Origin of the sequence: Caballeronia sp. LZ029, assembly GCF_031451275.1 — a bacterium.
Classification (GTDB): Bacteria; Pseudomonadota; Gammaproteobacteria; order Burkholderiales; family Burkholderiaceae; genus Caballeronia; species Caballeronia jiangsuensis.
Genome location: NZ_JARUXO010000001.1, coordinates 354,790 through 370,316, shown reverse-complemented (window position 1 = coordinate 370,316; position 15,527 = coordinate 354,790). Strand labels below are relative to the sequence as shown.

At 63.9% G+C, this 15,527-nt stretch carries 11 protein-coding genes; 3 read left to right on the top strand and 8 right to left on the bottom strand.

The genetic code is table 11. From position 1 onward, the window contains the following. Nucleotides 1-48 precede the first annotated feature (48 nt). A complete protein-coding gene (locus tag QCE73_RS01780; RefSeq protein ID WP_309879539.1) occupies nt 49-1,020 on the bottom strand; it encodes a LysR family transcriptional regulator in 972 nt (323 codons plus the stop codon). A gap of 282 nt (nt 1,021-1,302) precedes the next feature. Between QCE73_RS01780 and QCE73_RS01775 the strand changes: the two genes are divergently transcribed. Further along, nucleotides 1,303-2,691, top strand: coding sequence for an MFS transporter (locus tag QCE73_RS01775; protein ID WP_309879538.1), 1,389 nt, complete (start codon nt 1,303-1,305; stop codon nt 2,689-2,691). A gap of 10 nt (nt 2,692-2,701) precedes the next feature. On the opposite strand, the gene QCE73_RS01770 is transcribed toward QCE73_RS01775, so the two are convergent. Next, nucleotides 2,702-2,905, bottom strand: coding sequence for a hypothetical protein (locus QCE73_RS01770; protein WP_309881879.1), 204 nt, complete (start codon nt 2,903-2,905; stop codon nt 2,702-2,704). Between the two features lie 183 nt (nt 2,906-3,088). Then, nucleotides 3,089-4,966 carry an ABC transporter ATP-binding protein/permease gene (locus tag QCE73_RS01765; RefSeq protein ID WP_309879537.1) on the bottom strand — a complete coding sequence of 626 codons (1,878 nt, stop codon included), beginning with the start codon at nt 4,964-4,966 and terminating at the stop codon, nt 3,089-3,091. A 234-nt stretch (nt 4,967-5,200) separates the two neighbouring features. Between QCE73_RS01765 and QCE73_RS01760 the strand changes: the two genes are divergently transcribed. Beyond that, entirely contained in the window at nt 5,201-5,596 is a 396-nt protein-coding gene (locus QCE73_RS01760; RefSeq protein WP_035497655.1) for an acyl-CoA thioesterase, read from the top strand. Nucleotides 5,597-5,609: 13 nt separating this feature from the next. On the opposite strand, the gene QCE73_RS01755 is transcribed toward QCE73_RS01760, so the two are convergent. Further along, on the bottom strand, nt 5,610-8,723 hold the full coding sequence (locus QCE73_RS01755) for an EAL domain-containing protein (protein WP_309879536.1): 3,114 nt from the start codon (nt 8,721-8,723) through the stop codon (nt 5,610-5,612). Between the two features lie 199 nt (nt 8,724-8,922). Beyond that, nucleotides 8,923-9,402 carry a nitrate reductase associated protein gene (locus QCE73_RS01750; RefSeq protein WP_309879535.1) on the bottom strand — a complete coding sequence of 160 codons (480 nt, stop codon included), beginning with the start codon at nt 9,400-9,402 and terminating at the stop codon, nt 8,923-8,925. Nucleotides 9,403-9,592: 190 nt separating this feature from the next. Between QCE73_RS01750 and fdhD the strand changes: the two genes are divergently transcribed. Then, a complete protein-coding gene (gene fdhD / locus QCE73_RS01745) occupies nt 9,593-10,420 on the top strand; it encodes a formate dehydrogenase accessory sulfurtransferase FdhD (protein WP_309879534.1) in 828 nt (275 codons plus the stop codon). A 6-nt stretch (nt 10,421-10,426) separates the two neighbouring features. On the opposite strand, the gene QCE73_RS01740 is transcribed toward fdhD, so the two are convergent. The 3 genes from QCE73_RS01740 to QCE73_RS01730 are packed head-to-tail and all read right to left on the bottom strand — an operon-like array spanning nt 10,427 to nt 14,887. Then, entirely contained in the window at nt 10,427-11,191 is a 765-nt protein-coding gene (locus tag QCE73_RS01740; protein ID WP_309879533.1) for an enoyl-CoA hydratase, read from the bottom strand. 55 nt (nt 11,192-11,246) lie between these two features. Next, nucleotides 11,247-12,443, bottom strand: a complete 1,197-nt coding sequence (locus QCE73_RS01735) for an acetyl-CoA C-acyltransferase (RefSeq protein ID WP_309879532.1) — start codon at nt 12,441-12,443, stop codon at nt 11,247-11,249. Nucleotides 12,444-12,457: 14 nt separating this feature from the next. Next, a complete protein-coding gene (locus QCE73_RS01730; RefSeq protein WP_309879531.1) occupies nt 12,458-14,887 on the bottom strand; it encodes a 3-hydroxyacyl-CoA dehydrogenase/enoyl-CoA hydratase family protein in 2,430 nt (809 codons plus the stop codon). Nucleotides 14,888-15,527: the final 640 nt, after the last annotated feature.

The following is a 15,527-nucleotide window of genomic DNA, read 5'->3' as shown; positions in this document are numbered from 1 at the left end:
GCCGTTTCCTTATCCCATCATGCAATTTCTGCATAACGTCGCCGAGCCTTACACCACGGGCTTCCCGGGCGATGCCTTCAACAGTTCTTCACCGACCGCGTCCCATAGCGCGCGCATCAGCGCCTGGCGCGGCTCCTCGCCTTGGGCTGCGAGCTTGTCGCGATAGAGGCGGATTTCCATCGTCAGCGTGAACTGGCCGGCGGGCGTGCCGCGCGTGCCGCGATCGAGGCGGATGAGCCGCCCTTCCTCCACCGCGTCTTCCACGGCGCTGTGCGGCAGGAACGCGACGCCGTGCCCGGCCAGCGCCATCGCCTTGAGACCTTCGGCCATGTCGGTTTCATAGACCTTGTCGAGATAGAGCCGCGTCGGCGCGGTCGCAATGATGACTTCGGTCATGCGTCCGAGATACGCATTAGGCGTGTACGACAGATAAGGAACCGGCGATTCGGCGGTCGCGGGCAGCGTGAAGCGCGCGCGTACGCCCTTGGTGACCGCGGAGAACGGACTGATCGGTTCGGCGCCGAGTGTGAGCATGTCGTAGCGCGCGGGATCGAGCGCGACCGGATGGCTCGGATGGTGATAGCCCATCACGAGATCGCAGCCGCCTTCGACGAGCGAGAGCACCGCATCGTGAACGTTGAGCGCGCGCAGTCGTGTGCGGATGCGCCCGAGCCGCGCCTCGATATGTTCGAGCCAGCGCGGAAAGTACGTGAGCGAAAGCGTGTGCGGCACAGCGAACTCGATGGTCGCCGAGGGCACGCCGCCCTGTCCGCGCAGCAGCGTGCGCGCTTCGTGGAACTGCGAGAGCATCGCGAGCGCCTGCTCGTAGAACACGTTGCCGGCTTGCGTGAGCCGCGTCGGATACACGGACCGGTCGATGAGCTCCGTGCCGAGCCACGCCTCCAGCGCCTGGATGCGCCGCGAGAAAGCGGGCTGCGTGATGTGCCGAAGCTCGGCCGAGCGGCTAAAGCTGCGCGTCTCCGCTAGCGAAACGAAGTCTTCCAGCCATTTCAGTTCCATTCGATTTCGGGCGCGAGGCGCGTGTTCTGCGAAGAACGCATTCTAGCGGGCGCATGAACCGCGCGAAGGCGCAGCGCACCATTCGCATGCGGTCGCGCACGGACGCGGTGCCGTCGGCTTGTGGGCCGGGCCGCGCCGACGTTCCTGTGTGCGCCCGAATTCCGCGTCCACATTCGCTCTGCGCGATGCATCGATTAAACATGCACACGATTGGCATGATGCTTGCAATTTCCGGGGCCGTCGCGTGCTCATCCGACAGCACGCGCGTACACGGAACCCGCAATGTCCAATCTGATCGCGTCGCTCAGGAGCGGCAACTGGCGCTCGCTGCTCGCCTGCTTCCTTTACTTCGATACGGGTTTCACCGTCTGGGTGCTCTACGGACCGCTCGCGCCGTTCATCGGCCGCGACGTGACGATGTCCGCCGCGCAACAAGGCTTTCTCGTCGCGGTGCCGGTGCTGGCCGCGGCCATCCTGCGCGTGACGCTCGGCAATCTCTATCAGTCGACCGATGGAAGACGCGTCGCGCTGATGGGCGTCGTGCTCTCGTCGATTCCGTCGATCGTGCTGCCGCTGCTGCCCGGCGTGCCGTCGTATGCGCTGCTGCTCGTGCTCGGCGTGTTCCTCGGCATGGGCGGCGCGAGCTTCGCGGTCGCGTTGCCGATGGCCGGCAGCAACTATCCGCCGAAGGTGCAAGGGCTCGTGCTGGGTCTCGCCGCCGCGGGCAATATCGGCGCGGTGCTCGACGGCTTCCTGTTCCCGCATCTCGCCGATGCCTTCGGCTGGCAGATGTCGACCGCCGCCGCGCTGCCGCTGCTCGCGATCACGGCGGTCGCGCTTTTCGCATGGGCCTCCGATGCGGGCCAGAAAGCCGGCAGCACGATGCGCGCGCTGGGGAGTTTCGTGGTGACGCTCGTCAGCCTGATCGTGCTGGTGCTCGCGGTGAACGGCGGCGTGTTCGGCGGCGGCAGGACCGGCGTGCTGCTATTGCCGGTGATCGGCGCGCTGATCGCGATCGCGGTGCTGCCGCGACATTATCGATCGGTGCTCGGCGAGCGCGACACGTGGATCATCATGCTGATCTACAGCATCACGTTCGGTGGGTTCGTCGGCATGTCGTCGTATGTGACGCTGCTGCTCACGTCGCTTTATCAGATGCCCAAGCTCGAAGCGGGGCTTTTCATGTCGCTGCTCGCGTTTCTCGGCGCGATCGTGCGGCCGTTCGGCGGCTATGTCGCGGATCGCGTGACCGGCGTGCGCGCGTTGCTCGTGCTGCTCGCGGCCATCGCCATCGGCGACTTCGCGTTCGCGATCTGGATGCCGCCGGTGGCCGGCGGTCTCGCGATTCTGATCTGCCTGTACATCGCGTTCGGTCTCGGCAACGGCTCGACGTTCCAGCTCGTGCCGCATCGGTGGAAGGGCAAGACGGGACTGCTGTCGGGGATCGTCGGCGCGGCGGGCGGCATCGGCGGGTTTTATCTGCCGGTGATCATGGGCATCGCGAAAGAAAGCACGGGCAGCTATCAGATGGGCTTCGCGACCTTCGGCGTGCTCGCGACCTGCGCGTTCGGCGCGTTGTTCCTGCTGCGGGGGCAGTGGCTGCGGTGGTCGTCCACCGCATCGCAGACGCATGATGGCATCGCGATCGGTGGCGCTCACGCGATTGAGTGACGGCAGCGGATTATGGCCGGCGGTCGCCGTCGAGCGCCGGCCATCGCACGAATGCGAAAGCCCACAACATGGCCAAGTTGAGCACTGGAATGACCCCTGCAAGAATCCACCAGCCCGAATGGCCGGTACGTTGAATGATCCTCACATAAGGATAGATCGTGACGATCGCAATCACGATGACGACGAGCCAATGAAATATGCTGAGACTTCCCATTTCTGCCTCTAATTGCTTCTTGTTGTCTAACGAAACTACAGTACCGGAGTACGCACGTAACCAAGGCATTTAACAAGTTATCCTTATTAAATGACACTAGAGAGTATAACTACTCGGCTAATGCAAGGCGGCGTAAGTCGGTACCAAACCTCTCAGCTCATTCCACTTTAGGAATTTTCTTCGTCAAACCCCCGCCGTATCCCGCTGATCCACCGCCGACTCTTCCGCCCGCTGCTGCTGCAACGCCCACATCTGCGCAAACAGCCCGCCCGCACGCAGCAACTCGGCATGCGTCCCCCGCTCCACGATGCGCCCGTGATCCATCACGATGATCTGCTGCGCATGCACGACCGTCGACAGCCGATGCGCGATGATAAGCGTCGTCCTCTCACGCGCGATCGAATCGAGTTCGCGCTGAATCGCGCGTTCGGACTTCGAATCGAGCGCCGACGTGGCTTCGTCGAAAATCAAGATCGGCGGGTCCTTCAAAAGCGTGCGCGCGATTGCGACGCGCTGCTTCTCGCCGCCCGAAAGCTTGAGTCCCCGCTCGCCGACAGGCGTGTCATAACCCGCCGGCAACGTCTCGATGAACTCGTGGATATGCGCCGCGCGCGCCGCCGCGATCACTTCGTCGCGGCTCGCGGAAGGACGCCCGTACGCGATGTTGTAGTAGATCGAATCGTTGAAGAGCACGGTGTCCTGCGGCACGATGCCGATCGCCGCGCGCAATGAATCCTGCGTCACGTCGCGAATGTCCTGTCCGTCGATCCTGATGCCGCCGCCCTGCGCGTGATCCAGATCGTAGAAGCGGAACAGCAGCCGCCCGAGCGTCGATTTGCCCGATCCGCTGTGCCCGACCACGGCCGTCGTCGTGCCTGCCGGAATCGTGAAATCGACGTCATGCAGAATCGGCCGCGCCTTCTCGTACGCGAAGCTGACGTTCTCGAAATGCACTTCGCCGCCGCGCACGGCGAGCGGCTGCGCGTTCGGCGCATCGGGAACTTCGCGGCCCGCGCCGAGCAGCGTGAACATGCGGTCCATATCGGTCAGCGCCTGCTTCAGCTCGCGGTACACGACGCCGAGAAAATTCAGCGGGATATAAAGCTGCAGCATGAACGTGTTGATGAGCACGAGGTCGCCGAGCGTGAGCCGTCCGGCCATCACGCCCTGGGTCGCGCGCCACAGAATGAACACGAGCCCGATGCCGATGATCATCTGCTGCCCGAAGTTGAGCATCGACAACGAGCGCTGCGACTTGATCGCGGCCGCGCGATAGCGCTGCAAATTCTCATCGTAGCGACGCGTCTCCCATTCTTCGTTGCCGAAGTACTTCACGGTCTCGTAGTTGAGCAGCGAATCGATTGCACGCGAGTTCGCCTTCGAATCGAGATCGTTCATCGTGCGACGAAAATGCGTGCGCCACTCGGTGACCTTCACCGTGAACACGATATACGTGGCGAGCGCGACGAGCGTGACGATCGCGTAATACGCCTCGTACTTCGTCACGAAGAACGCGAGCACGAGACCGACTTCGACGAGCGTCGGCAGGATGCTGTAGAGCGAATACGAAACGAGTTGCTGGATGCCGCGCGTGCCGCGTTCGATATCGCGCGACATGCCGCCCGTCTGCCGCTCCAGATGAAAACGCAGCGACAGCGAATGCAGATGCCGGAACACTTGCAGCGCGAGTTGCCGCACGGCGCTCTCGGTGACCTTCGCAAAAAGCAGTTCGCGAAGTTCGGTGAAGAGCGAGGTCGAAAGCCGCGCGCCCGCATAGGCGATCACCAGCAGGCCGATGCCACCGATCAGCACGATGCCCGGCGCGTCGTCCGCGCGTCCGAGTGCGGTGAGATGCTGCACGGAAGCGAGGCTATCGACGATGCGCTTCATCACGATCGGCACGCCGAGGTTCGCGACCTTAGCGCCGATCAGGCACGTCAGCGCGAACGCGACCCGCCATTTGTACGTGGTGAGATAGGGCAGCAACGAGCGAATCGTCTGCCAGTCGTTGCGCGGACCCTGGGCCATCGGGCCGGGCTCGCTGCTGGAATAGCGGCGCATGAGTCGTATCGTGTGAGCGCGTCGCTTGGGCGCGGCGTGGGGACGCTGTTATCGGCGAAACGGGCGCACGTCTCTCGCATGCTTTCCCGTACAATTTACTGCAAGCCCCGGCGTAATCGAGGTTTCCGCTCGCGCGCGGTGGGCTCATTCATAAATATGCATTGTCGCAGAAGGTTCAAGGGGCCGCTCGCGCCCGCCAGCCTTCCCGCCCCATTGCAAACCGGAACGCCTTCCATGACCGACCATTCCAGTCTTCCCGAGAAGCACGTCGCGCTGCGCGTCGTGCCGCAGCCCGCCGACGCCAACGTCCACGGCGACGTCTTCGGCGGATGGATCATGGCGCAGGTGGACATCGCCGGCTCCATTCCGGCGAGCCGCCGCGCGAACGGCCGCGTCGCGACCGTCGCGGTGAATTCGTTCCTGTTCAAGCACCCGGTGTTCGTCGGCGACCTGCTGAGCTTCTACGCCGATATCGTCAAGACCGGCAATACGTCGGTCACGGTGTCGGTCGAGGTCTGGGCGCAGCGCATGAACCTCGCCGAAGAAGTCGTCAAGGTCACGGAAGCGACGCTCACCTACGTCGCGACCGACCGCGATCGCCGTCCGCGCGTGCTGCCGTCGCGCGACTAGACACGCGACGCGATCAGTGGGGCAGCACGCCCTGCCGCAGCAAGCCCGGAATCGCTTCGTGCGGCATCGGACGCGAGAACAGGTAACCCTGCATTTCGTCGCAATCGCGCTCGCGCAGGAAGTCGTGCTGCGCGTGCGTTTCGACGCCTTCCGCGATCACCTGCAATTCCAGCGAATGCGCGAGCGCGATGATCGCCGACGTGATCGTTTCGTCATCGCCCGACGAGCCGATATCCGCGACGAACGAGCGATCGATCTTCAAACGATGCACCGGAAAGCGCTTGAGATACGACAGGCTCGAATAGCCGGTGCCGAAGTCGTCGATCGCAATGCCGATGCCGAGCGCCGATAGCTCCGAGAGCATCGTGATCGCTTCCTCGGCGTTGCGCATGATCGCGCTTTCCGTGAGTTCGAGTTCGAGATAGCGCGGTTCCAGTCCGGTCTCTTCGAGCACGGACGTCACGAGCCGCGCAATGTCGCGTTGCTGAAAATGCCGCGCCGACAGATTCACCGACACGCGCGCCGGCGGCAAACCGGCATCCTGCCACGCCTTGTTCTGCCGGCATGCTTCGCGCAACACCCACTCCGACAGCGGCCCGATCAACCCGCTCTCTTCCGCCACCGGAATGAACGATGCCGGCGACACGAGCCCCTGCTCCGGATCGCTCCAGCGCACGAGCGCCTCGATGCCGACGATCGCGCGCGTCGTCATGTCCACCTGCGGCTGATAGTGCAGCAGGAACTCGCCGTCGCGCAGCGCGCGTCGCAAACGGCGTTCGAGATTCATGCGCGCGCCGACGCTCGCGTTCATCTCCGGCTGATAGAACTGGTAGTTGTTGCGGCCCATGTCCTTCGCGCGATACATCGCGAGATCGGCCTTCTTCATCACGGTTTCGGCGTCGTCGCCATCTTGCGGATAGAGACTCGCGCCCATGCTGCAGCCGACATAAAGCTCGGTGTCGTCGAGCCATACCGGCTCCGAAATCGCCGCGCGCGTGCGCTCCATCCACGCGATCAGCCCGGCTTCGTCGGTGAGATCGGGCAGCACGACCACGAACTCGTCGCCGCCGTGACGCGCGACCGTATCGCTCGATCGCGCCGAACGCGCGAGGCGCTCCGCGATCACCGCGAGCAGGCGGTCGCCGACGCTGTGACCGAGACTGTCGTTGACGTTCTTGAAGCCATCGAGATCCATGAAGACGACGGCGATCTTCGTCTCGCGCCGCCGCGCCGTCTCGATCGCGTGCTGCAAGCGGTCGCGCAGCAGATTGCGGTTCGGCAGGCGCGTGAGCGTGTCGTAATTCGCCTGATATTCGAGCTCTTCCTGATAGCGCATCAGATCGGTCACGTCGTTGATGATGCCGATGTGATGCGTGGTCATGCCCTGCGCGTTCGGCACCGGCGCGACGAAGAGCTGATTCCAGAAGAGCGCGCCGTCCTTGCGATAGTTGCGCACCACGACGCTCGCCTCCATGTTCACGGCGAGCGCGCGGCGGATCGCGGTGAGACCGTCCTGATCGCCGTCCGGGCCGTGCAGGAAGCGGCAGTCCTGGCCGATCACCTCGCTCGGGTCGTAGCCCGTGATGCGCTTAAACGCCGGATTCGCATACTCGATCACGTTCGCGCCGTCCACGACGCCCGTGATCAGAATCGCGTTCACGCTCGCGTCGAGCGCGCGGCTTTGCAGACGCAGCGCGAGTTCGGCGCGCTTGTGATCGGTGACATCGTGATACGAGCCGAGCACGCCGATCGTCTGCCCTTCGCCGTCGAGCAAAGGCAGCTTGCTCGTGACCACGGTGCGCAATTGCTCGCCCATCACGATGTCGCGCTCGTGATGCATCTTCGGCACCGTCGTGACGATGACTTCCTCGTCGTCCGCGCGCACGATGTCCGCGAGCGCGCTCCACGGCAGGTCGAAATCCGTCTTGCCGATCACCTGTTCGTTGTAGGCGAGACCCGCATCGCGCGCGAACGCGTTGTTGCAGCCGAGATAGCGCAAGTCGCGGTCTTTCCAGAAGACGCGCTGCGGAATGTTGTCGATGACCGCTTCGAGCATCTCGTTCGATCTTCTCGCTTCGGCTTCCGCGTTGATGCGGTCGGTCACGTCGTTCGCCAGCATGAAGATGCCCGGACGATTCGAATACGTGAGCGAGTGATGCGAGACATCCGCGCCGACGATCGCGCCATCCTTGCGCCGATAACGCCACACGCCCGCCGATCCCTGCCCCGAGGCGGCACGCTCGCCGCTCTCGCCGACGCTGCGCGCGAGCCGTGCGGCGAAGCTGTCGAAGTCGTCCGCATGGTGCAGATCGCGCAGCGTCATGTTCATGAACTCCGGCTCGTTGAAACCGAAGTGTTCGATTGCGGCCTGATTCACGGCGACGAAGCGCATCGTCTCGCGATCGACGATCCACATCGGCACAGGATGCGCCTCGAACATGCCGCGAAAGCGTTCGTTGCTGCGCTGTCTCGCGCGCACGACGCCGAGCTTCTCGCGCGGTTGCCGCTCATGGCTCGCGAACAGATAGATCAGCACGGCGCTGCCGGCGAGCATCGTGAACACGAGCAGCAGCATCGCGCCGCTCGATGCCTGCGCGGACTGATCGAGCGCGATGATCGTCGCGTTATCGATGCGCGAGCGCACGAAGTCGAGTTCATCATCGACGCTCTGCTGATCTTCGCCGAGCGTGACGAACGCGGCGTCGGCCCATGCGCGGGATTCGTCGGGCGCGGCGTGTTTCGCGCGCTCGAACGCGAGATCGGCGTCGCGGCGCATTTCGGCGGCGCGCGCGGCGAGCGCATCGAAGGCGCCCGTCATGCCCGGCTCCATCGCGATCTGCGCGCGCAGTCCGCTTTCGAGCGCGTCGAGATGGGCTTCGCGCTCCTGATGGCGTGCGTCGGTTTCGGCGATGCCGGTGGCTTCGAAACGGCTCAGTTGCGTGAGCGATTCGCCGAGCGCGCCGCGCCAGGCCGCGAGATCGCGCAGGAGGCTCATCGAGCGCAGCGTGCGCGCGTCGCTTTCGCGCAGCCCGCCGATGCGCTCGCAGGCGACGAACGCATTCGCGCCGAGCGCGGCCAATACCACGGCGATATTGACGAGCAAACCTCTGGAGAGGAATCGGGTCATGAGCGGCGGGCTGAATCCTTGAATGCGCGTCGGATGCGCATCGAGGCAACGCGCGTCCACGCGAATGCGCGGCGTGAAACACGTACACGCCGCGATTAATGGATAACGCCCAATAACGGCACCGCTCGCCCTATATTTAGGGCTTGTCCGCAAATAATCCGATTAAAGCGCGCGCTTAACGTTTGCGCGCGCCTAGCCTTCAGTCGACCAGGCCGAATTCCTTCATCGCAGGCAGGAAATCGTGATTCACCTTGTCGGTGTTGCGCGAGAGTTTTGCGAGCGCATAACGCTGGAAACGGTCGAGCGCGCCCCAGCGATCGAGACTCGGCGCGCTCACGCCCGACAGGCTGCTTTGCCGGATCACCGTTTCGGGCACGGCATCGGCATGCATCCACACGGGGTCTGGGTCGCGTCCGATCTTCTCGGGCGCAGCGTTCGCGTGGGTCTTCATCATCTCGTCGAGCGCGAGGTCGAAGTTCTTCTCGAGTTCGGCATCGTCCTCGACGGGAAAGCGTGCGAGTAGCGCGCGATCGTCGTAGGGAAGCTGCTGCCATTGATCGAGCGTGATGCGCATGCCGAAGCGATCGAGATTGAAGCGCACCGCAAGCGGAATGAAGCGCAGATTGTCAGAGGATTCGACTTCGAATCCGAAGAGACGGGCGGCGTCGTAAAGTCCCATGGCGAAGCCTCGTTGGATTGAGCGGAGGTGCGCGACGCGCATCGCCCGCTTAAGTTATTGTAGGGCCTTGGATCTGGCTGGAACCATTGCAATCTAGCCGCTGTTCGCGTCGCAAAGCGTGCGAACAGCAACGATAGGCAGCAAATCACATACCCGACTTTACTCGAAGTGAGCGGTCAGGAGCATTGAAGTGAATCAACTCGAAACCGACGACCAACCGGGCTTCGTCGAGCGTCAGGTGCGCAGGCATCGCAGAAACGAGAGCGTGATCGCCGCGGACAACGTCGGTCAGGAATGGCCCGTCGCGCTCGTTTTCAACGGCATCTCGCACGCGGTGATGATGTGCACGCCGCGCGATCTCGAAGCGTTCGCCGTGGGCTTCTCGCTGACGGAAGGTATCGTCGAGCGTGGCAGCGACATTCACGACATCGAGGTCTACTTTCGCGATGACGGCGTCGCGTTGCCGCATGCCGAAGTGCATCTCCAGGTCGTGCAGCAGGCGTTCGCGTCGCTCAAGGACAAGCGCCGTGCGCTCGCCGGGCGCACGGGCTGCGGCGTGTGCGGCATCGAAAGTATCGAGTTGCTCGATCTTCAGCCCGAGCAGGTGCCGGATACGGGCTTTCTTGCGCGTCTTGCGCCCGACGCGACCGAGCGCGCCGCACGGGAATTGCCCGCGCATCAGCGGTTGACGAAGCTGACGGGCGGACTGCACGCCGCCGCGTGGTGCGACGAAACCGGCGCCGTGCGCTACGCCTTCGAGGACGTCGGGCGGCACAACGCGCTCGACAAGCTCATCGGCCATCTGATCCTGCGCCGCGAGGACACGACGCAAGGTTTCGTGTTTCTGTCGAGCCGCGCGAGCTATGAACTCGTGCGCAAGTCGGCGCGCGTCGGAATTCCGATGGTCGCGACGATTTCCGCGCCGACATCCCTCGCCATCTCGATCGCGAAGCAGGCGGGCTTGCGGCTCGTCAGCTTCGCGCGCGAAAACAGCTTCGTCGAATACGACGTCGAGTGAAGCGTCTTATTCGAACTGGCTGAAGTTCGGCTTGCGTTTCTCGAAGAACGCCTGAAAGGCTTCGCGTGCTTCGTGCGCGACCAGCATCCGCGCGAAGTGCGCAGCTTCGTCTTCCATGCGCGCGCTCACTTCATGCGTTTGCGCGCCCTTCATCAACGACTTGGTCACGCGCAGCGACGATGCCGGCAGCATCGCCAGCCGCTTCGCCTTGTCGAACGCGTAGGCGTCGAGCTCGGCGGCATCGATCGCGCCGTTCACGAATCCCATGCCGATCGCCTCGTTCACGTCGAACGCTTCGCCGAGCAGGAGCTTTTCCGCGGCACGCTGATAACCCGCCGTGCGCGGCAGCAGCAGACTCGACGCCGCTTCGGGACACAATCCGAGTTGCGAGAACGGCAGCGAGAACTTCGCGTTCGTGCTCGCGTAGACGATGTCGCAGTGCAGGAGCATCGTCGTGCCGATGCCCACCGCCGTGCCCGCGACCGCCGCCACGATCGGCTTCGGAAAGGCGCTGATGCGGCGCAGGAACTGGAACACGGGCGCATCGAGGCCTTTGGGCGGATCGTTCAGAAAATCGTCGAGATCGTTGCCCGCGCTGAACGTGCTGCCCACCGCGCGAATCAGCACGGCCCGCACGGTCGGGTCCATCTCGGCTTCGTAGAGGCCGTCGGCCATTTCCTGATACATCGCCGCGGTGATCGCGTTTTTCTTCTCCGGACGATTGAGCACGATGCTCAGCACGCCGTCCGCGCGTTCGATCTGAATTTCCATCCGCTGTCTCCTTCATGTCGGTCCGCGAGAAACGACACTCGCGGACCATTCGCGATCAAAGGCGTTCGATGATGCCCGCCGCGCCCATGCCGGTGCCGACGCACATCGTCACCATGCCGTACTTCAGGTTGCGCCGGCGCAGACCGTGCACGACCGTCGATGCGCGGATCGCGCCCGTCGCGCCGAGCGGATGGCCGAGCGCGATCGCGCCGCCGAGCGGATTGACCTTCGACGGATCGAGGCCGAGATCGCCCATCACCGCGAGCGCCTGCGCCGCGAAGGCTTCGTTCAGCTCGATCCAGTCGATGTCGTCCTGCTTCAGGCCCGCTGCCTTCAACGCGGCCGGAATCGCTTCCTTCGGCCCGATGCCCATGATCTCCGGCGGCACGCCGCGCACCGCGAAGCTCACGAAACGCGCGAGCGGCGTGAGGTTGAACTGCTTCAGGACCTTTTCCGACACGACGATCAGCGCGCCCGCGCCGTCCGACGTCTGCGAACTGTTGCCGGCCGTGACCGAGCCCTTGTTCGCGAACACGGGACGCAGCTTCGCCAGCCCTTCCAGGTTCGTTTCGCGCGGGCCTTCGTCGAACCGGATTTCGCGATTGTTCGTGCGCACTTCACCCGATGCGAGGTCCGGAAAGCGCTCGTTCAGCGTGTAGGCCGCGATTTCATCGGCGAATTCGCCCGCCTGCTGCGCGGCCAGCGCACGGCGATGCGACTCCACCGCGAATGCGTCCTGCGCCTCGCGGCTCACCTTCCAGCGCTCCGCGACCTTCTCCGCCGTCAGGCCCATGCCGTAGGCGATGCCCACGTCCTCGTTGCGATCGAAGATATGCGGCGACAGCGACGGCTTGTTGCCCATCATCGGCACCATGCTCATCGATTCGCAGCCGCCCGCGATCATCGCCTCGGCTTCACCGACGCGAATGCGGTCCGCCGCCATCGCGAGCGCGGTCAGACCCGACGCGCAGAAGCGGTTCACCGTCACGCCGCCGACCGTGTTCGGCAGGCCCGACAGCAACGCGCCCATGCGCGCGTCGTACAGACCTTGCTCCGCTTCGGGAATCGCGCAGCCGACGATCGCATCTTCGATCACGCTCGTGTCGAGTCCCGGCACTTGCGCGACCGCGGATTTGATCGCGTGAACGAGCAGTTCGTCGGGGCGCGTGTTTTTGAACACGCCACGCGGCGCCTTGCCGATCGGCGTGCGGCTCGCGGCGACGATGTATGCGTCTTGAAGTTGTTTGCTCATTGATTGCTCCGCGATTAGTTGCGAACCGGCTTGCCGGTCTGCAGCATGCCCATGATTCGCTCTTGCGTCTTCTGCGTGCCGAGCAGTTCGACGAACGCGCGGCGCTCCAGCGCCAGCAGCCATTCTTCGTCGACGAGACTGCCCGCTTCGACGTCGCCGCCGCACACCGCTTCCGCGATGCGGCTCGCGATCAGATAGTCGTGATCGCTGATGAAGCGCCCGTCGCGCATGTTCACGAGCGACGCCTTGATCGTCGAGATCGCCGAGCGCCCCGCCACCGGCACCTGCTTCACGCGCAACGGCGGACGATAGCCCGACGCGCTCAATGCACGCGCCTCGTTCTTCGCGATGTCGAGCAGTTCGTGCACGTTGAAGACGATCGTGTCGGACGGCTTCAGATAACCCATCGCGCGGGCATCGAATGCGGACGACGAGACTTTCGCCATCGCCGCGCTTTCGAAGGACTTCTGCAGGAACTTGAGCAGATCAGTCGTCGCATTGACCGCGCTGGCCGCTTCCGCCGCGCGCAACGCGGCTTCCTTCAGACCGCCGCCCGCCGGCACCAGACCCACGCCCACTTCCACGAGACCGAGATAGCTCTCGACATGCGCGACACGCTTCGCCGAATGCAGCAGCAGTTCGCAGCCGCCGCCGAGCGCGATGCCCGACACCGCCGACACCACCGGCACGTTCGCGTACTTCACGCGCAGCATGCCTTGCTGGAACTTCTTCACGAACGGATCGACGCCTTTCGCGCCGCCCATCATGAACGCGGGCATTGCTTCTTCGAGGTTCGCGCCCGCCGAGAACGGGCCGCCCGGCGCGCCGAGTTGCAGCGACGTCGGTTGCCAGATCACGATGCCGCGATACGACTTCTCGGCAAGCTCGATGGCTTGCGTGAGGCCGTCGATCACGCCAGCGCCGATCGTGTTCAGCTTCGTCTTGAACGAGACGATCACGATGTCGCCGTCGTCGCGATCGAGCCAGGCGCGCACGCTCTCGGTTTCGAACAGCGTCTTGCCGAAGGTCTTCGGATCGGCGCCCGTCTCACCGACGAGCGGCGCGCGGAACACCTGCTTCTCGTAGACGGGCAGCGTCGAGCGCGGCTCGAAGCGCTTCGATTTCGGCGACCACGAACCTTCGTTCGTGTGCACGCCGTTCTTCTCGGCGACCGGGCCGTCGAGCACCCACGCGGGCAGCGGCGCGTTCGATAGCGCCTTGCCTGCATCGATATCTTCCTGCACCCACTTCGCGATTTGCTGCCAGCCCGCCGCCTGCCAGCTTTCGAACGGCCCCTGGTTCCAGCCGAAGCCCCAGCGGATCGCGAGATCGACATCGCGCGCGTTGTCCGCGATCGATTCGAGATGCACCGCGATGTAGTGGAACACGTCGCGGAAAATCGCCCACAGGAACTGCGCCTGCTTGTTGTCGGTTTCGCGCAGGAGCTTGAAGCGCTCGGCGGGCGGACGCTTCAGAATGCGTCCGATGAGTTCGTCGGCCTTCGCGCCGCCATCGACATACGAAGCCGTCTTCGGGTCGAGCACCTTGATCGCTTTTCCTTCCTTGCGATAGAAACCCGCGCCCGTCTTCTGGCCGAGCGCGCCGTTCTTCACCAGTGCGTCGAGCACGGGCGGCGTCTTGTAGACGGAGAAGAACGGATCGTCGGGCAGGTTGTCCTGCATCGTCTTGATGACGTGCGCCATCGTGTCGAGACCGACGACATCCGCCGTGCGGAACGTCGCGGACTTCGCGCGGCCGAGGCGCGCGCCGGTGAGGTCATCGACTTCGTCGAAGCGCAGGCCGAACTTTTCGGCTTCCGCGATGACCGCGAGAATCGAAAATACGCCGACGCGGTTCGCGATGAAGTTCGGCGTGTCTTTCGCGCGCACGACGCCCTTGCCGATCACGCTCGTCAGGAAGGTTTCGAGCTGGTCGAGGATTTCGGGCTTCGTGGATTCGGTCGGAATCAGCTCGACCAGATGCATGTAGCGCGGCGGATTGAAGAAGTGCACGCCGCAGAAGCGCGATTTCAGTTCGTCGGAGAAGCCGTGCGACAACTCGGTGATCGACAGGCCCGACGTGTTGCTCGCGAAGATTGCTTGCGGCGCGATGTGCGGCGATACCTTCTTGTAGAGATCGTGCTTCCAGTCCATGCGCTCGGCGATGGCTTCGATCACGAGGTCGCATTCGGCGAGCTTCGCGATGTCGTCGTCGTAGTTCGCGGGCTCGATGTATTGCGCGTCGTCCTTCACGCCGAAGGGCGCGGGCGACAGCTTCTTCAGGTTCTCGATGGCCTTCAGCGCGATGCCGTTCTTCGGACCTTCCTTCGCGGGAAGATCGAAGAGCAGGACAGGGACGCGGGCGTTGATCAGATGCGCGGCGATCTGCGCGCCCATCACGCCCGCGCCGAGCACGGCGACTTTTTTGATGTTCAGGGTGCTCACAGGTTTGTCACTCCGGGGTTGGGTTGTTCGGTTGCTTTTGCTGCTTTTTTTTTGTGGAATCCTGAGTTCGTGTCGGTCTATTTGCTCTGCCCCTCCCCGGGGCGGGGGTCACTTTCTTTGCTGCTGCAAAGAAAGTAACCAAAGAAACAGCTTTCCCCAGCCGAAGCACTTCACACCGGCCGCGGCACAGGCGATTGGCCTAATGGCCCGGCAATAGCGAGTGCCCCCACAAGCAGAAAAGGGCTTGGACCGCGCACGGTCTGGCACATCGCGTCGCCTGCTTCACTGGTTCAGCACCAAATAGCTCCGGCCCGCTTCGCGGCCGATGGGTCAATCGGGCGCGCGCGCCCCCCTCTTCGGTTTCCCTTGCATACCCAACGGCAGCGCGAAGCGCTGTGCCGAAGCTATTTGGTGCTGAACCAGCGCCCTAAAACTTCTAGCTCGTCAGACCGTGCGCGATCCAAGCCCGATTGGGCCTTTGGGGGCGACACTTAGGCGAGTGCCACCGCGGGCTGGCAAGCATGGCCAACGTGCGTGTGACCGCGGGCCTGAACGAGCTGCTTTCTTTGGTTACTTTCTTTGCAGCAGCAAAGAAAGTGACTGCCGCCCCGCACAGGGGCAGTGCTAATAGACCACCACG

Bases quoted from the DNA above. Each gene is read 5' to 3' on its own strand.
- QCE73_RS01765 (WP_309879537.1), bottom strand. From the start codon at position 4,966: ATGCGCCGCTATTCCAGCAGCGAGCCCGGCCCGATGGCCCAGGGTCCG.
- QCE73_RS01770 (WP_309881879.1), bottom strand. From the start codon at position 2,905: ATGGGAAGTCTCAGCATATTTCATTGGCTCGTCGTCATCGTGATTGCG.
- QCE73_RS01740 (WP_309879533.1), bottom strand. From the start codon at position 11,191: ATGGAAATTCAGATCGAACGCGCGGACGGCGTGCTGAGCATCGTGCTC.
- QCE73_RS01755 (WP_309879536.1), bottom strand. From the start codon at position 8,723: ATGACCCGATTCCTCTCCAGAGGTTTGCTCGTCAATATCGCCGTGGTA.
- QCE73_RS01760 (WP_035497655.1), top strand. From the start codon at position 5,201: ATGACCGACCATTCCAGTCTTCCCGAGAAGCACGTCGCGCTGCGCGTC.
- QCE73_RS01780 (WP_309879539.1), bottom strand. From the start codon at position 1,020: ATGGAACTGAAATGGCTGGAAGACTTCGTTTCGCTAGCGGAGACGCGC.
- QCE73_RS01775 (WP_309879538.1), top strand. From the start codon at position 1,303: ATGTCCAATCTGATCGCGTCGCTCAGGAGCGGCAACTGGCGCTCGCTG.
- QCE73_RS01735 (WP_309879532.1), bottom strand. From the start codon at position 12,443: ATGAGCAAACAACTTCAAGACGCATACATCGTCGCCGCGAGCCGCACG.
- QCE73_RS01750 (WP_309879535.1), bottom strand. From the start codon at position 9,402: ATGGGACTTTACGACGCCGCCCGTCTCTTCGGATTCGAAGTCGAATCC.